Source organism: Mangrovactinospora gilvigrisea (assembly GCF_001879105.1).
GTDB classification, from domain to species: Bacteria; Actinomycetota; Actinomycetes; order Streptomycetales; family Streptomycetaceae; genus Mangrovactinospora; species Mangrovactinospora gilvigrisea.
Genome location: NZ_MLCF01000135.1, coordinates 1 through 20,460 on the forward strand (window position 1 = coordinate 1; position 20,460 = coordinate 20,460).

Genomic DNA, 20,460 nt, shown 5'->3' on the forward strand with positions numbered 1-20,460 from the left:
TCAACCCCGCCCCCAGCACGAACACCTGGGTGCGCGCCCCCTCGGGCGCCCGCACCGCCCGCACCTCCAGCACGGCCGCCAGCAGCAGCCCGTCGCCGAAGCCGGCCACCGCGAAGCCGCCCGCCGCCACCGCCGCGCCGCCGGGCAGCAGCGCCGCGGCACCCAGCGCCAGCCCGCAGCCGAGCAGCGGCAGCGCCGTCCCGCGCGGCGGACGGCGGGCGGCCCGCAGCGAGCCGGCGAGGCCGCCCACCGCGAACGCCGTCATCAGCAGCGCGCCCGTCCCCGACGACCAGCCGCGCGCCTGGCCGAGCAGCACCGCCGTGGGCGCCAGTGCCCCCGCGCCCAGCATGGCGAGGCTGCTCGCCGCCGTCGCCGCGCGCAGCGGACGGTCTGTCAGCATCAGCCGCGCCGCCGCGCGCAGCGGAACGGCTCCCTGCGTCGTCCGGGCGCTCGGCGTCTCGCCGCCCAACCCCGCCGCCAGCACGGCCGCCGCCGCGGAGACGACGGCCACCGCGGCCGCGCTCGCCGCCGGGCCGAGCGCCACCAGGCCCGCCGCGGCCGGCGGCCCGGCGAGCCCGCCGATGTTGTAGGAGGCCGCGTCCCAGCCGCGGGCCCGCGTCCGCATCGCGGCGGGCACCACCGCGTCCAGCCGGACCGACATCCCGCCGCTCGCCATCGGACCGCAGGCCCCAGCGACGGCCGCCGCGGCGAGTACCCAACCCAGCGGCGCCGCCCCGACGGTGAGCACCGCCGCGGTGAGCCCGGCCCCGAACACCGCGAGCGCCGCGGCATGGGCGAGGCCGGGCCGGCGCGCCCGGTCGACCGCGGCGGCCAGCATCGGGCCGCCGGCCAACTGCGGCAGCAGCAGCGCCGATCCGGCCAGCGCCCCCTCCCCCGCCGAGGCGCCGCGATGCACCGCGACGAGCACCAGCAGCAGGGCCGCGCCGCCGTCGGCGGTGCGGGCGAGGGTGGCCGCGGCGAGATAGCGCACCAGGGCGCCCGAATCCGGCTGTAACGCTTTCATTGCTCAGGACGTTACACGGTGCGGCCGTCCACCTGGAAGACTGGACGTCATGGCGAACGAGATCCGCCCCGTGGACCGGCTGGTGGCGCTGGCCAACCTGCTGGCGGACGACCCCGCGGCGCCTCCGGAGGCCCTCGCCGAGGTGCTGCACCGGCACGGCGAGCCCGGCCGCCCCCGGCTCACCGCCCCGGACGCCGCCGAACTGCGCTCCGCCGTGGACGCCTTGATGCCCGCCCTCGCCGCCGCCGACGCGGACGAGGCCGCCGAAGCCGTCAACGCGCTGCTCGCCGCGCACGCCGGGCCACCCCGGCTCACCCGCCACGACGGGACCGCCTGGCACCTCCATGTGGATGCCACCGACGATCCCCCGTGGGAGACCTGGCTGCTCGCCTCGAGCGCCCTCGGCCTCGCCGTGGCCCTCGCCGAGCACGGCCGGCCGCTGTGGGGCCGCTGCGCCGCCGAGGGGTGCGGCCGGTTCTGGGCCGGCGCCGGCCGCGGCTCCCCGCAGCGCTACTGCTCGCCGCGGTGCGCGACCCGCACCCGCGTCGCCGCGCACCGCCGCCGCGCCTGAGCGCCCGTCAGCCGGTGGCCAGCGCCTGGGCTATCAGCCCGTCCGACAGCTCGACGAGCCGGGACCGCGCCTCGGCGTCGTACGCCCAGGCCTGCGCCCGCGCCTCCGCGGTGCCGTTGAAGTACCGGCCCGACACCTCGTCCGCCACCCCGCCGCCCGAGGGGTCGCGGATCAGCCGCAGCGCGGCCCGCGCTCCCTCCTCCACCGTGCTCGTCGGGGTGATGCCCGACTCCCGCACCATGGTGGTGGCCATGAATGTCGCCGGATGGAGCGAGGTGACCGAGACGCCGGACCCGCGCACCTCCTCCGCCAGGGCGAACCCCGAGGCGATCATGGCGAGCTTGCTCTGGCAGTAGGCGGCGATCCCGTCGTAGTGCCGCTCCAACTGGGGATCGTCGAAATCGACCGGCGCCTGCCCGGCCGAGGCGACGTCGACGATCCGCGCCGGCGCCGAGGCGCGCAGCAGCGGCAGCAGCCGGCGGGAGAGATGGCGGGCCGCCAGGTGGTTGACCGCGAAGCGCAGCTCGTACCCGTCCGCGCTCACCTCGCGGCCGCCGCCCGGCGCACCGCCGCCCGCGGCCGCGTTGTTGACCAGCACATCCAGCCGGTCGAAGCGGCTCAGCACCTCCTCGGCCAGCGCGTCCACCGCGCGGAGCGAGGCGAGATCGGCGACGACCGTCTCGGCCCTGCCCCCGACCGCCTCGACCTCCTTGCGCACCTGTTCGGCACGGCCCGCATCCCGCCCGTGGACCAGCACCAGGGCGCCGGCCGTGCCCAGATCGAGGGCGAGGCGGCGGCCGAGGCCGCCCGTCGCCCCGGTGATCAGAATCGTCTGCTGCCCGATGGCCCGCATCCCGCTCACGCCCCGCTCGCCAGCCGCGCACCGCCGTCGACGCGCAGCACCGTGCCGGTGGTGAAGCCGTTGCCGATCAGATAGGCGATGGCGTCGCCGAGATCCTCCGGCTCGCCGACCCGGCCCACCGGAGCCGACTTCGCCCAGTTGTCGAACGTCTCCCGGCGGGCCTCCTCGGACGCCCAGTTCCACCACGGCGTGCGGACGATGCCCGGCGACACCGCGTTGACCCGCACCGGCGCCAACTCCACGGCGAGCACCGGCACCATGGAATCCACCGCGCCGTTGACCGCGGCCAGCCCCGCCGTGCCGGGCATGGCGGCACCCGAGGACGCGGCCGTCACAAAGGTGATCGAGCCGCCCTCGCGCAGCACCGTCAGTGCGGCCTGGGCGGCTATCGCCTGGGCGATCAGCTTGCCCTCCACCGCCTTGCGCAGCTCGGCCTCCGTGATGTCGCGGAACGGGCCGGCGGCGGAGGCGCCGGTGGCCGCGATGACCACATGATCCACGCTGCCCAGCTCGGCGAAGAGGGCGCGCATCCCCTCCCCGTCGGCCGCGTCGGCGACGCGGCCCTCCAGCATGCCCGCCCCGTCTCCCCCGGGCGCGCCCTTCAGCTCCAGCAGGGCGGCCTCCAGCCGCTCCGCGCTCCGACCGGTGATCACCACCCGGCGTCCCTCGGCCAGTTGCCGCCGGGCGGCGGACAGGCCGATGCCGGAGGTTCCCCCCACGATCACGACGCTCTCGCTCATGCTCTGCTCCTCCTCGGAGTCCGAATAACGAGGCTCGGTGTCACGGAAAGAACAGTAATACGGTGCACGGTGTCTTGTAAAGTGGATCCATGGAACCCACCGAGACCGCCGGCGAGGCCGAGACGGCCGGCACCGCACCCGCCCGGGGCAGGCCGCGCAGCCAGGAGGCCCGCCGCGCCGTCCTCGACGCCGCGCTCCGGCTCTGCCAGGAGGACGGCTACCAGGAATTGACGATCAAGGGCATCGCCGACACCGCCGGCGTCGGCCGCCAGACGGTCTACCGCTGGTGGCACACCAAGGCGGACATCCTCGTCGAGGCCCTCGTCGATCTCCGCCGCCGCTTCCCGGACGGCCTCTTCCCCGACACCGGCGACACCCTGCGGGACGTCGAGACGCTGCTGGAGAGCACGTTCGCGCTGACGCGGAGCAGCACGGGCCGCGCGATCACCGGCCTGATGGCAGACGCGCAGAGCGACGGGCGGCTGTCGGCGGTGCTGCGGGAGGAGGTGATCGGGCCGCGCCGGGCGCATCTGCGGGGGATCCTGGAACGGGGGGTGGAGCGCGGGGAGTTGGCGCAGCAGCCGCCGGTGTCGCTCGATCTGGCGGTCGACTTCGCGTTCGGGACGATGTGGTACCGGCTGCTGGATCGGCACGGGCCGGTGGACGAGGCGTTGGCGGCGGAGATCACGGCGGGGCTGTCCAAGCTGTTGACGTAGCCGCCCCAGGTGCGCTGTGGTCTCTGCTACCGATTCCCGAGGGGCTTCGCCCGGGGCAATCCACCTTCGTCCCGGCATCCCACCGGGACGGCCCCGCCGTCCGTGCGGCGCCGGGACGACGATCACACCCAGGAGGACGTCCGTGGTTCCGCAGATCGATCGAGTGCAGTTGACGACCGTGGCGTACGCCGACAACGCGCGGCTGGCGGCGCGGCGGCGGCTGTACGCCGCCACCCGGCCGCAGCGCGATCTGCAGGCGCTGGCGATGCGCCATCTGCCAGCCGAGGCGCGCGTGATCGTCGACGCGGGCTGCGGGGACGGCCACTACACCGCGCGGATCCGCGCCGAGCGCCCCGCCGCCACCGTCCTCCCGTTCGACCTCTCCCCCGGCATGCTGCTCGGCGTCCCCGCGCCCCGCGCCGTCGCCGACATCGTCCGGCTGCCGCTCGCGGACGCGTCCGTCGACGCCGTCCTCGCCATGCACATGCTCTACCACGTGCCCGATCCGGACGCCGCGCTCGCCGAGCTCCGCCGGGTGCTGCGCCCCGGCGGCACGCTGGTGCTCTCCACCAACTCCCGCGCCGACAAAGGGGAGCTGCGGGAGCTGCGCGCCGCCGCCGTCGACGGGCTGGACGGCATCCGCTACCCGGCCGACACCACCGCCCACTTCGCCCTCGACGACGCCCCCGCCCGGGTCGCCCGGCACTTCACCGACCTCGACGAGAGCGACCTCCACCTCACCGCCGTCACCGAGCTCACCGACCCCGCCCCCGCGGTCGACCACATGCTCAGCACTCTCGCCGCCGACGACGCGGCCGCCGTCGCGGAGGCGGAGCGGCGCGCCACCGCGATCGTCCGGGAGCGGATCGATCGGGACGGCGCCTACCGCATCACCAACCACACCGGCATCCTCAGCGCCCGCGCCCCGTCCTGAGCCGCCCCGGAGCAGCGCCCCGCCTCACCCCCCGAACCGGTCGGCCAGGTACTCCTCGAAGGTCCGCCGCCCCTCCGGCACACCCTCCCGGTCCGGCGTCACCAGGGCGCCGGCCCGCAGCGCGCGGCCCAGCCGGCCCGGCAGCGGCAGCGGCGCCAGCGACCGCCGCCCCGTCCCCGCGGCCCGCAGATAAGCCCGCACCAGCCCGCCCAGCGCCCGGACCTCGGGCCCGCCGAAGTCCGCCGCCCGTGCCGCCGCGGGCCCGGCCGCCAACTCCACCAGCCGGGCCGCCACCTCGCCGCTGTCCACCGGGCGCAGGTTCACCCCGGACGGCACCGGCACCACCGGCAGCCGTCCCAGCGCGCCGGAGACCGACGCCACCAGGTCGTGGAACTGGGTCGCCCGCAGGATCGTCCAGGGCAGCCCGGACGCCTCCACCTCCCGCTCGGCCGCCAGCTTGCGGCGGTAGTAGGGGAACGGCGCCCGGTCGATGCCGACGATCGACACATGCACCAGACGAGCCGGCGCGCCGTCGCCCTTCGCGGCCCGCAGCGCCGCCGCCAGCCGCCGCACGCCCTCGGGGTCGGTCTTCCCCATGTGCCGGACGTCGCTGGCGCAGTTGACCACGACGGCCACTCCCGCGACCGCCTCGGCGAGCCCGGCGCCCGTCGCCAGGTCCCCGGTGCACCACTCGACATCCCCGCCGACGCCACCGTCGGCCCGCTCCGCCGGACGGGGCCGCCGGCTGAGCAGCCGCACCGGCCGGCCGGCCGCCGCCAACTGCCGCACCACCCTGCCGCCCAGCGTCCCCGTGCCGCCGGTCACCAGGACCGCGCCCCCGCCGTCCGCCGCGCTCTCCGCGCTCTGAGCCATGCCTTCCGCTCCCTTCTCCGAGCCGGGCCCGGCACTCCTCGTCCTGACCCACTACCCGGAACGACGCACCGGCCCCGCCGTCACGTGACACGGCCACCCGAAGAGGCGGACGATCGCGGTCCGGACCTGCGACGATCACCGTCCGGATGCAGGCAGCGCCCCATTGTCAGTGGGCCGTGCCAAGGTGGTTCCCAGTCGGGGGCGACGGAGCCTCCCACACACCGGAAAGGCCACGATCATGAAGACCCCCACGCACCGCTCCGGAGCGCCGTGCTGGATCGATCTCGGCACACCGGACATCGACGCGGCCCGCGCGTTCTACGGTGCCCTCTTCGGCTGGGAGGGCGAGCCCGGCCCGCCCGAGACGGGCGGGTACGTCAACTTCACGCTCCAGGGGCAGATGGTGGCGGGCGCCATGCCCCTCATGGACGCGAACCAGCCCCCCGCCTGGACGGTCTACTTCAAGACGGACGACGCCGAGGCCTCCGTCAAGGCCGTCGAGCAGTCCGGCGGCCGCACCCTCTCCCCGCCCATGAAGGTGATGGAGTTCGGCACCATGGCGATCTGCGCCGGGCCCGAGGGCGCGCACTTCGGCATCTGGCAGCCCAACCTCCACCAGGGCTTCGGTGCGATGGGCGATCCTGGCACGCCCTGCTGGTTCGAGCTCAACACCGCCGACGGGGCCGCCGCGAGGAGCTTCTACGAGGGCGCCCTCGGGTGGACCGCCTCCGACGAGGCGATGCCCGGCGGCACCTACACCACGGTCACCGCCCCCGGCGCCGAGATGGCCTTCGGCGGGATCACCGCCCCGACGCCCGACGTCGGCAAGCAGACGCCGTCGCTGTGGCGGCCCTACTTCGCGGTCGAGAACGCCGACGCCAGCACCGCGAAGGCGGTCGAGAAGGGCGGCAAGGCCGTCATCGAGCCCACCGACATCCCCTCGGTAGGCCGCTTCGCCGCTCTCCAGGACCCGTGGGGCGCGTCCTTCTCGGTCCTCACCCCCGGCTGAGCGCGCGGCAGCGCGTCCGGGGCCGCCGCACCGGGCGATAATCCCGCGACGCCGCGGCGGGTGATCGGGTAGAACCTCCGGATGCGCCCTGCCCCCGGAGAGGTCCTCCACTTCTCGGAGGATCCGACGATCACCCGCTTCGTCCCGCACATCGCCGCCACCGCCCGCGAACGCTCCCGGGCCTTCGTCTGGGCCGTCGACGCGGAGCTCGCCCCGCAGTACTGGTTCCCCCGGCAGTGCCCGCGCGCCACCGCCTGGGCGCTGCCCGGGATCACCACCGACGCCGACCGGGAGCGCATCATCGGCCCCGGCTGCGGCGATCGCGTCCATGCCATCGAACTCGACTGGGCCGAGCGGTTCCTGACGGTCGAGCTGTACGCCTACCGGCTGCCCGCCGCCGCCTTCCGCCCCCATCCGGACCCCGCCGAGTCGGACGAGCGCCCTTCCGCCCTCGTCGCCACCGAACCCGTGGACCCGCTGGGGCCGCCGCAGCGCGTGCCCGACCTGCTGGAGCTGCACCGCGCGGCCGGCATCCAGCTGCGCCTCCTCGACAATCTGCGCCCCTTCTGGGACGCGGTCGTCGCCAGCACCCTCGACTTCGGCGGCATCCGCCTCCGCAACGCCATACCGCGGCCCGCCCCGGAGGAGTGATCCTCCGGACCGGACCGCGGCCGCGATCAGGCGAACGTGTACCGATCGGGCGTCAGCTGCAGCCGCTGGTGGAGCCGCAGCCCTCGCAGACGTAGCAGCTGCCGGCGCGGCGCATCTTGGTGCCGCAGGAGAAGCAGAGCGGGGCGTCCGCGTTCAGCCCGAGCTGGATCTCGGCGAGCTCGGTGGAGTTGTGGACCGTCCGCCCGGCGTCGGCCGGCTTGGCCTCCGCCCCGTCGGCCTTCGGGGCCGGCGCGGCCGCCGACGGCGCCGAGGTCACCTGGCGGGGCGCCGACTGCTGGAGCGACTCCAGGTCGGGCTCCTCCTCGTAGCCGCCCTCCGGCTCGTAGGAGCCGGTCTCCAGGTGCCGCTGCCGCTCGGAGGCGGAGTGGATGCCCAGCGCGGAGCGGGTCTCGAAGGGCAGGAAGTCCAGCGCCAGGCGGCGGAAGATGTAGTCGACGATCGACTGCGCCATCCGCACGTCCTGGTCGTCCGTCAGGCCCGCCGGCTCGAAGCGCATGTTGGTGAACTTCGAGACGTAGGTCTCCAGCGGCACGCCGTACTGCAGGCCCACCGAGACGGCGATGGAGAAGGCGTCCATCATGCCCGCGAGGGTCGAGCCCTGCTTGGACATCTTCAGGAAGACCTCGCCCAGCCCGTCGTCCGGGTAGGAGTTGGCGGTCATGTAGCCCTCGGCGCCGCCCACCGTGAAGGAGGTGGTGATGCCGGGGCGGCCCTTGGGCAGCCGGCGGCGCGTCGGCCGGTACTCCACGACCTTCTGCGGCTCGGCGGCGACCGGGGCGGTCTCCGCCTTCGCCTTCTCGTCGGCCTTCTTCGCCGACAGCGGCTGGCCGACCTTGCAGTTGTCGCGGTAGACGGCGAGCGCCTTGGTGCCCAGGCGCCAGCCCTCGAGGTAGACCTCCTCGATGTCCTCCACGGAGGCGGACTCGGGCAGGTTGACCGTCTTGGAGATGGCGCCGGAGAGGAACGGCTGGGCCGCGGCCATCATCCGGACGTGCCCCATCGGGGAGATGGCCCGCTCGCCCATGGCGCAGTCGAAGACCTCGTAGTGCTCGGCCTTGAGGCCGGGGGCGTCGATGACGTTCCCGTGGTCGGCGATGTGCGCGACGATCGCCTCCACCTGCTCGGGCTGGTAGCCCAGGCGCCGCAGGGCCTGCGGCACGGTGTTGTTGACGATCTGCATCGAGCCGCCGCCGACCAGCTTCTTGAACTTGACCAGGGCGAGGTCGGGCTCGACGCCGGTGGTGTCGCAGTCCATCATCAGGCCGATGGTGCCGGTGGGGGCCAGCACGCTCGCCTGGGCGTTGCGGAAGCCGTTCTTCTCGCCGAGGCGCAGCACGTCCTGCCAGGCCTCGGTGGCCGCGGCCCACACCGGGCTGTCCAGGTCGTCGATGCGGACGGCGGCGGTGTTGGCGTCCGCGTGCTGCTTCATGACGCGCTTGTGGGCGTCGGCGTTGCGGGCGTAGCCGTCGTACGCGCCGACGATGTCGGCCAGTTCGGCGGAGCGCTTGTAGGAGGTGCCGGTCATCAGCGAGGTGATGGCGCCGGCCAGGGCGCGACCGCCGTCGGAGTCGTAGGCGTGGCCGGTGGCCATCAGCAGGGCGCCGAGGTTGGCGTAGCCGATGCCGAGCTGGCGGTAGGCGCGGGTGGTCTCGCCGATCTTCTGCGTCGGGAAGTCCGCGAAGCAGATGGAGATGTCCATCGCGGTGATGACCAGCTCGACGACCTTGGCGAAGCGGGTGGCGTCGAAGCGCTGGTTGCCCTCGCCGTCGTCGTCGAGGAACTTCATCAGGTTCAGCGAGGCGAGGTTGCACGAGGAGTTGTCCAGGTGCATGTACTCGCTGCACGGGTTGGAGGCGGTGATGCGGCCCGTCTCCGGCGAGGTGTGCCAGCGGTTGATGGTGTCGTCGTACTGGATGCCCGGGTCGGCGCAGGCCCAGGCGGCCTCGGCCATCTTGCGGAACAGGCCCTTGGCGTCGACCTCCTCGATGACCTCGCCGGTCATCCGGGAGCGCAGCCCGAACTTCTCGCCCGCGCCGACGGCGTTCATGAACTCGTCGGTCACCCGGACGGAGTTGTTGGCGTTCTGGTACTGGACGGACGTGATGTCGTCGCCGCCCAGGTCCATGTCGAAGCCCGCGTCGCGCAGCGCGCGGATCTTCTCCTCCTCCGTCACCTTGGTGTCGATGAAGGCCTCGACGTCCGGGTGGTCGACGTCGAGGACGACCATCTTGGCGGCGCGGCGGGTGGCGCCGCCCGACTTGATCGTTCCTGCGGACGCGTCGGCGCCGCGCATGAAGGAGACCGGGCCGGAGGCGTTGCCGCCGGAGGAGAGCAGCTCCTTGGAGGAGCGGATCCGGGAGAGGTTGAGGCCGGCGCCCGAGCCGCCCTTGAAGATCATCCCCTCTTCCTTGTACCAGTCGAGGATCGACTCCATGGAGTCGTCGACGGAGAGGATGAAGCAGGCGGAGACCTGCTGGGGCTGGGCGGTGCCGACGTTGAACCAGACCGGCGAGTTGAAGCTGAAGATCTGGTGGAGCAGCGCGTGGGCCAGCTCCTGCTCGAAGACCTCGGCGTCCTCGCCGGTGGCGAAGTAGCCCTCCTTCTCGCCGGCCGCGCGGTAGGTCTTCACCACGCGGTCGATGAGCTGCTTGAGGCTCCACTCGCGCTGCGGGGTGCCGACCGCGCCGCGGAAGTACTTGCTGGTGACGATGTTGACCGCGTTCACCGACCAGGAGTCGGGGAACTCGACGCCGTGCTGCTCGAAGTTGACGGAGCCGTCGCGCCAGTTGGTCATGACGACGTCGCGGCGCGTCCAGGTCACCTCGTCGTAGGGGTGGACCCCGGGCGTGGTGTGGATGCGCTCCACCCGCAGACCCTTGGCGGCCTTGCCGGGGGTTCCCTTGACGGCGCCCTTCTTGGGCGCGCCGTTGGCCTTCGAACCCCGCGCCGAGCCGCTCGTCGTCTCTGTCATGTCTGCTCCTCCTGGGCACATGCCCGTGTCCGCGGGGTCTCGCCGCCCCGCGGGCCTCGCACCTGTATCTGCGCTGATGAACCTGTGTGCTGCCGCTGCGCGCTAGCCGGCGGGGGCGGGCTCGGGGACGTGCGCGTCGCTCCCCGCGCCGGCGCCGTCACCGCCCGTCTCCCCGTCGGCGGGGTCCGGCCGCTCGCCGCGCAGCTCGGCGATGGCGGCCTCGAAGTCCTCGAGATCCTCGAACGCCCGGTAGACCGACGCGAACCGCAGGTAGGCGACCACGTCCAGCTCCTTGAGCGGGCCGAGTATCGCCAGACCGACGTCGTGGGTGGTCAGTTCGGCGTTGCCGGTGGCCCGGACGGCCTCCTCGACGCGCTGGCCGAGCAGGGCCAGGGCGTCCTCGGTGACGGGCCTGCCCTGGCAGGCCTTGCGGACACCGGTGATGATCTTGCCCTTGCTGAACGGCTCGGTGACGCCGCTCCGCTTGATGACCATGAGCGCGGCCGTCTCGACGGTGGTGAACCGCCGGGAGCACGCCGGGCACTGGCGGCGGCGGCGGATGGCCGCGCCGTCGTCGGTGGTGCGGGAGTCGACCACTCGGCTGTCCGGATGGCGGCAGAAGGGGCAGAACACCGCGACATCCCTCCCGTTCCTCGTCTCGTGCGACACCGGCTCATGGATGGCCGGAACCACGCGGTTCCCGGACGTACCGGGAGCCCCGCGGCCTGTCTCCAGTGTAGGCGAAGGCTCCGACAGATCACGCACCGGAACCACAACCTATGGACGGCCGGGACCCATACAACCACTAGATGTGGGGGTTCGGGCAGCGGACACGCCCATCATGGCGATCCGTTTCCGTAGCCCGGGACGCACCCTCCGGCATCGCCGCAGGCAGACGCGGCGGCGGCACCACGGACGGCCGAAATGTGACGGTCCGTCGGTTTTCGCGATGCCCTCCGAACGGCCCAGCGGGGCCCCGCGGCCGTTCGAGCGGATGTCGAAATACCGCAAGATCTCAATTCGTGCTACCAAAACAAAAGAGATTCACTCGAACGTGTGTTTGGCGCAACCTTTCGAACCCTACTAGCGTTGTCACCCCAGGGAGACACCACGATGAAGGGGCCGACGTGACGACCGCAGAGAGCAGTACCGTACCCGTGCAACCCACCTCCCAGGACACCACCCCACCCCCTACCCCCCGCTCGCTCCCCGGCCGGCCTCCCGGCATTCGGACCGATGCCACCGGCCTCACCGACCGCCAGCGCAAGGTCATCGAGGTCATCCGGGACTCCGTGCAGCGCCGCGGCTACCCGCCCTCGATGCGCGAGATCGGGCAGGCCGTCGGGCTCTCCAGCACCTCCTCCGTGGCCCATCAGCTGATGGCCCTGGAGCGCAAGGGCTTCCTCCGCCGCGACCCGCACCGGCCCCGCGCCTACGAGGTGCGCGGCCCCGAGAGCCGCAAGGTCGAGCCGATCGAGAAGGGCAGCGGCCGCCCCGCCACGTCCTTCGTCCCCCTGGTCGGTCGGATCGCCGCCGGCGGCCCCATCCTCGCCGAGCAGTCGGTCGAGGACGTCCTACCGCTGCCGCGCCAGCTCGTCGGGGAGGGCGAGCTGTTCGCGCTGAAGGTGCAGGGCGATTCGATGATCGAGGCCGCCATCTGCGACGGCGACTGGGTCACCGTCCGCCGCCAGCCGGTCGCCGAGAACGGCGACATCGTCGCGGCGATGATCGACGGCGAGGCCACCGTCAAGCGGTTCAAGCGGGAGGACGGCCACATCTGGCTGCTCCCCCACAACGCCGCCTACGAGCCGATCCCGGGCGACAACGCCACGGTGCTCGGCAAGGTCGTCGCTGTGCTCCGCAGGATCTGACTCCGCCGCGCGGCACGCGGACCGCCGCAGCCGGTCGGAGCGCGCCCAAGGCACCCATGGAGCCGCCCGCTGATGCACCACCAGCGGGCGGTTTTTCCTGCCCGGCGCCGCGGCGCCGGCGTCAATCCGGCTTCGTTGCCGAGGTGTTGATCGCGGCGAGCGAGCGCCGCACCTGATTCCGGTCGGTGGTGTACCAGAAAGGCGGCATCGACTGCCGGAAATAACTTCCGTACCGCGCCGTCGCCAAGCGGGAGTCGAGCACCGCCACCACACCGCGATCGTCCATCGCGCGGATCAGCCGGCCCGAACCCTGCGCCATCAGCAGCGCCGCATGATTCGCCGCGACCGCCATGAAGCCGTTTCCGCCGTTCTCCTCCACCGCCTTCTGGCGGGCCGTCATCAGCGGGTCGTCCGGCCGGGGGAACGGAATCCGGTCCATCACCACCAACTGGCAGGACGGGCCCGGCACATCCACCCCCTGCCACAGCGACAGCGTGCCGAAGAGGCAGGTCTCCGGATCCTCGGCGAAGCGGCGGATCAGCTCGCCCAGCGTCTCCTCGCCCTGCAGCAGGATCGGCACGTCCAGCCGCTCGCGCAGCGTCTCCGCGGCGAGTTGGGCGCCCCGCATCGAGGAGAAGAGCCCCAGCGTGCGGCCCCCGGCCGCCTCCACCAGCTCGGTGAGCTCGGCGAGCATCTCCGGGCGGTCGCCCCGGCCGGGCGGCGGCAGATGCCGCGCCGCGTAGAGGATGCCCTGCTTGGGATAGGTGAACGGGGAGCCCACGTCCACCCCGCGCCAGCGCGGCGGCGCGTCCTCGTCCGCCGAGGCGTCGGCCTCGGCGTCCTCGGACGGCTCGGGCAGCGGGGCGTCCTCGGGGACGCGGCCCTCGGCGCCGAGGCCGACCGAGGCGGCCACCCCCTCGAAGTCGCCGCCCAGCTTGAGGGTGGCCGAGGTGAGCACCACCGTGCGGTCGCCGAAGAGGTTCTCGCGCAGCAGCCCGGCCACCGAGAGCGGGGCGACGTAGAGCGAGGCGCCGAAGCGCTCGCCCCGGTTCGCCCACACCACGTCGTAGGGGTTCTCCTCCAGCAGCCGCTCGGCGGTGCGGTGCGCCGCCTCCACCGAGGCGAGCGCCTGCTTGCGCACGGCGTCCTCGCCGGCCACCGTCTTGTCGCGGACCTCGCCGATCCCGGTGATCGCCTGCCGGCAGGCGTCCCGCACCAGGGCGACGGCGTGCGCCAGGTTCGGCTGCAGCGCCTCCAGGCGGCCCTCGGGGACCACCTCCATCACCCCGGCGAAGTTCTCCGCGGCCGCCTCCAGCGCGTCGGCCGAGCGGTCCGACAGGAGCTTGGCGGCACGGCGCGCGGCCCGCGTCACCGTCCACGGGGCGAGCTGCTCGGTGGCGACGCCGGTGGCCCGGGAGACCAGCTCATGGGCCTCGTCCACGATCAGCAGATCGTGGTCGGGCAGGATCGGGGCGCTCTCCAGCGCGTCGATCGCCAGCAGGGCGTGGTTGGTGACCACCACCTCGGCGAGCTTGGCCCGCTCCCGCGCCTGCTCGGCGAAGCACTCCGCGCCGTACGGGCACTTGGAGGCGCCCAGGCACTCCCGGGAGCCCACCGACAGCTGCGCCCAGGCGCGGTCGGAGACGCCGGGGGTGAGCTCGTCGCGATCGCCCGTCTCGGACTCCTGGGCCCACTCGGCGATCCGCACCACCTCGCGGCCCAGCTTGCCGGTGGGGCCGCCGGCGCCCTCGGCGGCCTCGGACGCGGAGATCAGCGCGTCCTCCTCCTCGCTGGGCGTGCCCTCGTGGACGCGGTGCAGGCACACATAGTTCGCGCGGCCCTTGAGCATCGCGAACTCGGGCCGGCGGCGCAGCTGCGGATGGAGCGCCTCCACGGTGCGGGGCAGGTCGCGCTCGACCAGCTGGCGCTGCAGCGCCAGGGTGGCCGTGGCGATCACGGTGCGGCCGGGGTGGGCCAGGGCGGGAACGAGGTAGGCGAGGGACTTGCCGGTACCGGTGCCGGCCTGGGCGAGGAGGTGCCCGCCGCCTTGCAGCGAGCGGTCCACCGCCTCGGCCATGGCCACCTGGCCCGGCCGCTCCACACCGCCCACCGCCTCGACGGCGGCGTGGAGAAGCTCGCGGGTGTCGCTCACGTTCACCTCGTAGGGTCGTGGACGCTGTGCTCGCGACCGCGGCATTGCGCGGAGGTCCGGGGGTTCGCTCCCCGGGGAGTCGCAGCGGGTCTGGTCATCGCGCACCAACCTTATGCGGTGCCAGTGACACCCGTTGCCCCGACGAGCGGGTTGGGGACAGTGCCGTGCACGGCGGCATGGGGGCGGTCGGCGCGGTCGCGGTAGCCGTCCATCAGGAGGCGGTTGCGGTTCAGGCAGAGCCGGTCGATCCGCGGGGTGAGCAGGTCGAAGAGGCGGAAGCGCGGCGCCAGTTCCGGGAAGCGCGCCTGGTGGTCGAGGATCTCCGCGCGGACCAGGCCCCAGAACGCCTCGGCGCGCAGCCCCAGCTGCTCCTCCATCAGCGGCGCCAGGTAGCGGAAGACGCCGACGAAGAGCCCGGAGTGGATGAACTGGCAGAGGAACGCGGGCGGTTCGCGCAGCAGCACGGCGGCCGCCTCGGCCGGGATGCCGCGCTGCTCGGGCAGCGGCTCGCCGGTGTCGCCGAGGTTGACGTCGTCCACGAAGTCCTTGACGGCGAGGCGGACGGGCACGCCCCGCGTGTCGAAGACCACGATGGCGTTCTCGCCGTGCGGGGAGAAGACCAGCCCGTAGCGGTAGAGGAAGTGCAGCAGCGGCGGCAGCAGGGCGTGCAGCAGCAGCCGCGTCCACTCCTCGGGGCTCAGCCCGGAGCGGGCGACCAGCTCGGCGGTGAGCGCCCGGCCGTCGGTGCCGGTGCGCAGCAGCGCGGCGAGGGTGCGGGCCCGCTCCCCCGGTTCGAGGCGGGGCGCCAGCGGCTCACGCCAGATGCAGCCGAGCAGCTCCCGGTACTGGTACGGCACCTCCGCGGCGAGCGGCTCGGACTCGTAGAGGGGGTGCGGGACGGCGATCGAGGCGACCTCGCCGAGCAGGATCACCCGGCACTCGTCGCGCAGGAAGGGATCGGCGTCGCGCAGCGCGTGGATCCAGGCGGTGACGGCCGGCGCGGCGAGCGTCCGCTCGGTCGGCAGCCCCCGCCAGACCAGCGTGTTGAGCACCGACAGCGGCAGCTTGACGGAGTGCCGCTGCGGCCGGCTGGCGTTGAGGAAGGTGCGGATGGACTGCTGCGGCAGCCGCAGGTCGCCGTCGCTGGGGAGCGGGATGATCAGGCCCTCGGCCAGCTGGGGCGCGTAGAGCGGGGCGAGGGTGCTCTCCCACTGCCAGGGGTGGACGGGCAGCAGCAGGTACTCCTCGGGGGCGCGGCCCCGGGCGTGGACGGCCGCCTCCAGCCGGGCGCGGGCCGCCGGGTCGAGCTCCAGGCCGTAGAGGCGCTCGGGGTCGGCGAGGCGCGGGACGGCCCGGTAGCGGGCGAGGTCGCGGTGGACGGCGATCCAGGGCAGCGGCCGCGGCTCGGCGTGCTCCGGGGCGTGCCGCTGGGCGTCGGCGGCGGAGAAGCCGAGCCGGCCCTTGTTGGCGACGATCCACGGGTGGCCGGTCTGCCGGCCCTCCAGGGCGGCGTAGTCGAGGTCGGCGAGGCGGGCGGCGGTGTCGCCGGCGGCGCGGGCGGCGCCGTCCAGCCGGGCGTCGGCGGTGAGGGTGGCGAGCAGGTCGCGGACGAGGTGCGCGGTGGTGGCGCCGTCCAGGCCGAGGGTGCGCCGCAGGTCGGCGAGGAGGCCGACGGGGTCGGCGAGGGGAGCGCCGTCGATCATGAGGGTGGCCGGGTCGGCGTCGACGCGCCAGTGGCCGTAGGCGGAGCGGCGGGCCCGGAAGGTGACGGTGCGTCCGCTGTCGGTGGTGAGGCGGTAGGCGTCGGGCCCCTCCCCCGGCTGCGGGGCGAGCAGCTCCTCGTAGGCGAGCTCGGAGATCAGGTGGGCGGCCATCCGGCGGGACGCGGCCGTCCAGTTCTCGGCGGTGAGGTGGGCGGGTTCGTGCAGAGCCGGCGCGGGCGCCGGCGCCGGCTCGGGATGCTCCATCGGACGGGGCGCCGGGCGCTCGGAGGCCGGCGCCGGGACGGGCGCGGGCACCGCGGCCGTCGCGGCGTCCGGCGAATCAGGTGAGGTGTGCGGAGGCACGGTCGGACTCCAGGGTGGATGCGGGTCGGTGGCTGTCGGTGCCGCTGGCGACAGGGGCTGCGGACGTGGCGGGGGACGCGGGCGTGAAGGTGGTGAACGCGGTGCGCTGCGGAAGGCGGTGGACGGTGCGTCCGGCCAGCGCGTTGAGGATGACGGCCGCCCGCCAGGCCCCGAGCCCGAGGTCGGGAGCGCCGACGCCGTGGGTGTGCAGCTCGGCGTTCTGGACGTGCAGGGGCCCGGCGAGCCCGGCGCGGGTGGCGACGCGGTACTGCGCGTCGACCCGGTAGCGGCCCTGCTCGTCCAGGTCGAGCAGATCGGCGAGCGGGTCGAGGAAGGCGGGGCGCCGGGCGGTGTGGCCGGTGGCGAGGACCAGCGCCTCGGTGGTGAGCGCCGTCTCCGCGCCGGTGGCGCCGTGCCGCAGCCGGAGCCGGTAGCGCGGCCGCCCCTCCGGGCCGGGCACCGCGGCGGCGGCGGTGACCGCGTGGTCGGGCAGCAGGTCGACGGGGGCCGGGGCGCCGCCGATGGTGCGCTCGTAGAGGGCATCGTGGATCTCGGCGAGGGTCTCCGCGCTGGCCGCCTTGTACAGCTGCCACTGCGACGGCACCACGCGGTCCTTGGCCTGCTGCGGCAGGGCGTGGAAGGCGCGGGTGTGGTCGGGGGTGAACTGCTCCAGGCCGAGCTTGGAGTACTCCATCGGCGCGAAGGCCCGGGTGCGGGTGAGCCAGCGCAGCCGCACCTCCGTCCCGGCCGCCTGCCCGTCGAGGGCCGGGCCGGTGGTGCGGGCGTGCGCGCGCAGCAGGTCGAGGAAGATCTCGGCGCCGGACTGGCCGGAGCCCAGGACGGTGATGTCGCGCGCGCCGGCGAGCCCCTCCCTGCCGTCCAGGTAGGCCGCGGAGTGCAGCACCCGCTCCTCGACGAGCAGCGGCGCGAGCGGTTCGGGGACGGCCGGCTCGGTGCCGACGCCGAGGACCAGCGCGCGGGCCCGGGAGGTGCCCTGGGCGTGCGTCACCTCGTAGCAGCCGTCGGCGGCGTCCCAGCGGACGGCGGTGACCTCGGCGCCGAAGCGGCAGGACGGCAGCGAGCGGGCGGCCCAGCGGCAGTAGTGGTCGTACTCGCGCCGCGGCAGGTGCAGCCGCTCGGAGAAGTAGAAGGGGAAGAGCCGGTCGTGGGCGCGCAGGTAGGCCAGGTACGACCAGCGGCTGGTGGGGTCGACGAGGGAGACCAGGTCGGCGAGGAACGGCACCTGCATCATGGCGCCGTCCACCAGCAGGCCGGGGTGCCAGCGGAAGTCGGGCCGGGCCTCCAGGAACTCGGCGCGCAGCCCGGGGACGCCGTCGCAGAGCGCGGCGAGCGAGAGGTTGAAGGGGCCGATCCCGATGCCGAGGAGGTCGAGCGGTGCGGTGCGGGTCACGGGGTGTGCGCTCCTCGGTTGCGGATCATCAGGGCGGCGGTCTTGTCGGGGAGTTCGAGGGTGGCCGAGCGGACGAACCCGGCACGGGCGAAGGCGGCGACGGACCGGGTGTTGCGGACGTCCGGCTCGGCGAGGACGCGGGTGGCGAGCGGGTCGCCGGCGAGCAGCGCGTCGGCGGTGGCCGCGAGGAGGCGGGTGCCGAGCCCGCGGTCGCGGTGCTCGCCGGCGCCGAGCAGGACGTGGATGCCGAGGTCGTGGGGGCGCGTCGGGTAGTGGGTGGCGAGCGGGTCGAGGTCGGCGCGGTACAGCTCGGCGTATCCGCTCGGGGCGCCGCCGAGCAGGACCATGCAGGGGGTGACATGGCCGGCGGCGTACTGCGCGCGGAGGTGGTCGTCGGTGCGGGACGGAGGCCCGGCGAGGTTCCACCAGGCGTCGACGTCGGGGTCGTTCATCCAGGCGGTGAGGAGGGGCAGGTCGTGGACGCGGTCGACGGGGCGGAGGGCGAGGGATCCGGAGCGGATCGAGGGCGCGGAAGGCGCGGTGCCGGGTTCCGGTTCGTGGTCCTGACGCGCGCCCAGGCGGCGGAGCCGCGCCGTCGACTCGGGCCCCGCGCCCCCGGCGGGGCCCGTCATGCCGGTTCCCCGGCGTGGATCGGGTTGTCGATGGGGACGTAGACGGACTGCGTCTCCACCGGGCCGACCAGTTCGTCCATGCCGTGCAGGCGGGTGAGGAGGTTGGCCTTGCAGCGCAGCCGCGGGGTGTCGAGGAGCAGCCGCGGGAGGGTGGAGGCGCCGGTGCGGGCCGCCTCGGCGAGGAAGCCGCGCAGCACGCCGAGGAGTTCGGCCTCCGGGGCGAGCCCCTGCGCGCCCAGCGCGCCGATCAGCCCGCAGATGTTGTTGAGGCCCAGGTAGTAGGCGAACCGCTCGTCGGCGACCGGGTCGGGGACGAAGGTGTCGGAGGTCGCGGAGAGGCCGGGCAGCCGCCCGGTCAGCTCGGCGCGGCGCGACTCGCGGTAGTAGAAGCCCTGGTTGTCGCGGTAGCGGCCGCCGGCCGGCAGGCCGTCCTCGTCGAGCAGCACGACGGTGTTCTGCTGGTGCGCCTCCAGGGCGATGCCGGCCTCGCCGTCCAGCCAGAGGACGGGGGCGACGACGCGGTCGAGGTAGCGCCGCAGCCAGGCGGCGGCGGTGTCGGCGACCGGGTCGCCGGTGCGGGCGGCGCGCTCGCGGACCAGCTCCTCCAGGCCGGAGCGGAGCGTGCCGTCCGCGACGGGGCGCGGCGCGGTGAGGCCGGCGACGCAGGCCGCGTCCACCCCGTCCACCGGGAACGGGTTCTGCCGGATCATCACATCGAGGCCGTGGCCGGCCCCGCTGCCGACCTCGGCGTCCGGGCCGATGCCCAGCCAGGCCGGGTCGCGGACGATGCCGAAGCCGGGGTGGGCGTCCTGCCACTGCGCCCCCAGGCCGGTTTCGAGCAGCCGGTGCACCTCGATGCCGCGGTGCAGCTCCTTGCGGAGGTTCTCGCGGCGGGAGTTGGTGATCCGGACGGAGAGCGAGAGCTTGAGCATGACGGACGCGCCGCCGCGGTAGACGGTGCGCACCGAGGAGGTGGGGTGCCAGGCGGGGCCGCCGGCGCCGAGGTCGCGCAGCAGGCCGCGGGCGAACAGCTCGCGGGTGCCGGGCCGGTGGGCCGCCTCGCGGGCCTGCCGGGGGTGGACGGGGACGAGCACCAGGCCCTCCGCCCGCGCGGCGGCGGCCTGGCCGGCGCCGGCGTGCTCGGCGACCAGCTCGGCGGCGGAGCGGTCGAGCGCGGAGTCCTGGGCGACCAGTTCGGGGGCGGCGGCGATCCAGTGCAGCGCGAAGCTGCCGCGCAGCTCGGGCGAGTAGGCGCGGAGTTCGGCGTCGTCGAGGCCCTGGCGGCTCTTGGGGGTGGGGTGCAGCGGATGGCCGAGGACGAGGGCCTGCTCGGCGTCGAGGAAGGGGTCGGCGGACCCCTCGGGGGCGGCCGATCCCGGCCCGGGGCCCGTTCCCGGCCCGGGGGTGCGGGCGGCGAGGAAGGCGGCGGTGCGGCTGACGGAGTCGACGACCCGGGCGACCAGGTCGTCCTCCCCCTCGCCGGCGCCGTTGCGGGGCACCGCGCCGGCCTCCCCGGCGAGCAGCGCGGCGATCTCGGCGGCGGTGACGGCGGCCTCGTCCCGCCCGGGCAGGGCGAGCAGCACGGGGCCGCCGAGCCGGTGGTGGCCGGCGGCGGAGCGGTAGGCGAGCGGGGCGCGCAGTTCGGCGTCGGGGCCGAGGGCGGGCAGCGGGACGCGCAGCCGGCCGCCGTCGGTGGCGGCGCCCGCGCCGCTCTCGCGGAGCCAGCAGCGCAGCAGGTTCTCGGCGGCCGCGGCGTCGGCGCGGTCGTGCGGGTCGTGCGGGTCGTGGCCGGGCCCGGGCGGGGCCGCGGCGTCGCCGGCTCGGCGCGGGCGGGGGACGGCGGCGTGGGTCGGGCTGGCTTCCGGGGACGGTCCCGTTCGGTCGTGCACGTCCTTGCTCTTTCCGTGTCGGTGCTGATTCCGCGGAACAGAGGGCGCGAAGCGCTTCCTTGGAAGG

Annotated in this window: 17 protein-coding genes; 6 read left to right on the top strand and 11 right to left on the bottom strand. The window is 74.5% G+C overall.

The features are described 5' to 3' along the window. Window positions 1-1,024, bottom strand: a 1,024-nt coding sequence (locus BIV57_RS20540) for an MFS transporter (protein WP_139275743.1), incomplete at its 3' end; no start/stop codon positions are given. A gap of 49 nt (window positions 1,025-1,073) precedes the next feature. On the opposite strand from BIV57_RS20540, the gene BIV57_RS20545 reads away from it, so the two are divergent. Then, a complete protein-coding gene (locus BIV57_RS20545) occupies window positions 1,074-1,595 on the top strand; it encodes a CGNR zinc finger domain-containing protein (RefSeq protein WP_071658346.1) in 522 nt (173 codons plus the stop codon). Between the two features lie 7 nt (window positions 1,596-1,602). Here the strand turns inward: BIV57_RS20545 and BIV57_RS20550 are convergent, their stop codons facing one another. Beyond that, window positions 1,603-2,448 (bottom strand): SDR family NAD(P)-dependent oxidoreductase, encoded by an 846-nt coding sequence (locus tag BIV57_RS20550; protein WP_071658359.1) that lies wholly within the window; start codon window positions 2,446-2,448, stop codon window positions 1,603-1,605. Between the two features lie 5 nt (window positions 2,449-2,453). Further along, window positions 2,454-3,197, bottom strand: coding sequence for an SDR family oxidoreductase (locus BIV57_RS20555; RefSeq protein ID WP_071658347.1), 744 nt, complete (start codon window positions 3,195-3,197; stop codon window positions 2,454-2,456). Window positions 3,198-3,286: 89 nt separating this feature from the next. Here BIV57_RS20555 and BIV57_RS20560 point away from each other — a divergent pair, with 89 nt between their 5' ends. Both BIV57_RS20560 and BIV57_RS20565 read left to right on the top strand, forming a co-directional pair. Then, entirely contained in the window at window positions 3,287-3,913 is a 627-nt protein-coding gene (locus BIV57_RS20560; protein ID WP_071658348.1) for a TetR/AcrR family transcriptional regulator, read from the top strand. A gap of 142 nt (window positions 3,914-4,055) precedes the next feature. Continuing rightward, window positions 4,056-4,847: a class I SAM-dependent methyltransferase gene (locus BIV57_RS20565; RefSeq protein WP_139275744.1), complete on the top strand. Its 792-nt coding sequence runs from the start codon at window positions 4,056-4,058 to the stop codon at window positions 4,845-4,847. Window positions 4,848-4,871: 24 nt separating this feature from the next. Here the strand turns inward: BIV57_RS20565 and BIV57_RS20570 are convergent, their stop codons facing one another. Next, window positions 4,872-5,720, bottom strand: coding sequence for an SDR family oxidoreductase (locus BIV57_RS20570; protein WP_071658349.1), 849 nt, complete (start codon window positions 5,718-5,720; stop codon window positions 4,872-4,874). 238 nt (window positions 5,721-5,958) lie between these two features. Between BIV57_RS20570 and BIV57_RS20575 the strand changes: the two genes are divergently transcribed. Further along, window positions 5,959-6,729 carry a VOC family protein gene (locus BIV57_RS20575; RefSeq protein ID WP_071658350.1) on the top strand — a complete coding sequence of 257 codons (771 nt, stop codon included), beginning with the start codon at window positions 5,959-5,961 and terminating at the stop codon, window positions 6,727-6,729. Between the two features lie 81 nt (window positions 6,730-6,810). Continuing rightward, complete coding sequence (locus BIV57_RS20580) at window positions 6,811-7,380, top strand: DUF6886 family protein (protein WP_071658351.1); 570 nt, start codon at window positions 6,811-6,813, stop codon at window positions 7,378-7,380. 52 nt (window positions 7,381-7,432) lie between these two features. Here the strand turns inward: BIV57_RS20580 and BIV57_RS20585 are convergent, their stop codons facing one another. Next, window positions 7,433-10,372: a vitamin B12-dependent ribonucleotide reductase gene (locus BIV57_RS20585; RefSeq protein WP_071658352.1), complete on the bottom strand. Its 2,940-nt coding sequence runs from the start codon at window positions 10,370-10,372 to the stop codon at window positions 7,433-7,435. A 102-nt stretch (window positions 10,373-10,474) separates the two neighbouring features. After that, window positions 10,475-11,005 (bottom strand): transcriptional regulator NrdR, encoded by a 531-nt coding sequence (nrdR, locus tag BIV57_RS20590; RefSeq protein ID WP_071658353.1) that lies wholly within the window; start codon window positions 11,003-11,005, stop codon window positions 10,475-10,477. 524 nt (window positions 11,006-11,529) lie between these two features. On the opposite strand from nrdR, the gene lexA reads away from it, so the two are divergent. Next, the gene (gene lexA, locus BIV57_RS20595) at window positions 11,530-12,243 is read left to right on the top strand and encodes a transcriptional repressor LexA (protein ID WP_245797825.1); all 714 of its coding nucleotides are present in this window, start codon (window positions 11,530-11,532) and stop codon (window positions 12,241-12,243) included. 121 nt (window positions 12,244-12,364) lie between these two features. On the opposite strand, the gene BIV57_RS20600 is transcribed toward lexA, so the two are convergent. The 5 genes from BIV57_RS20600 to BIV57_RS20620 all read right to left on the bottom strand — a co-directional run bounded on the left by BIV57_RS20600 (window position 12,365) and on the right by BIV57_RS20620 (window position 20,393). Then, window positions 12,365-14,395, bottom strand: coding sequence for an ATP-dependent DNA helicase (locus BIV57_RS20600; protein ID WP_245797826.1), 2,031 nt, complete (start codon window positions 14,393-14,395; stop codon window positions 12,365-12,367). Window positions 14,396-14,505: 110 nt separating this feature from the next. Continuing rightward, window positions 14,506-16,362: an IucA/IucC family protein gene (locus tag BIV57_RS20605; RefSeq protein WP_071658361.1), complete on the bottom strand. Its 1,857-nt coding sequence runs from the start codon at window positions 16,360-16,362 to the stop codon at window positions 14,506-14,508. Window positions 16,363-16,438: 76 nt separating this feature from the next. Beyond that, entirely contained in the window at window positions 16,439-17,872 is a 1,434-nt protein-coding gene (locus BIV57_RS20610; protein WP_071658356.1) for a lysine N(6)-hydroxylase/L-ornithine N(5)-oxygenase family protein, read from the bottom strand. After that, a complete protein-coding gene (locus tag BIV57_RS20615; RefSeq protein ID WP_071658357.1) occupies window positions 17,869-18,504 on the bottom strand; it encodes a GNAT family N-acetyltransferase in 636 nt (211 codons plus the stop codon). Before BIV57_RS20615 ends, BIV57_RS20610 begins: the two co-directional genes overlap by 4 nt. Further along, on the bottom strand, window positions 18,501-20,393 hold the full coding sequence (locus tag BIV57_RS20620) for an IucA/IucC family protein (RefSeq protein WP_071658358.1): 1,893 nt from the start codon (window positions 20,391-20,393) through the stop codon (window positions 18,501-18,503). Before BIV57_RS20620 ends, BIV57_RS20615 begins: the two co-directional genes overlap by 4 nt. Window positions 20,394-20,460: the final 67 nt, after the last annotated feature.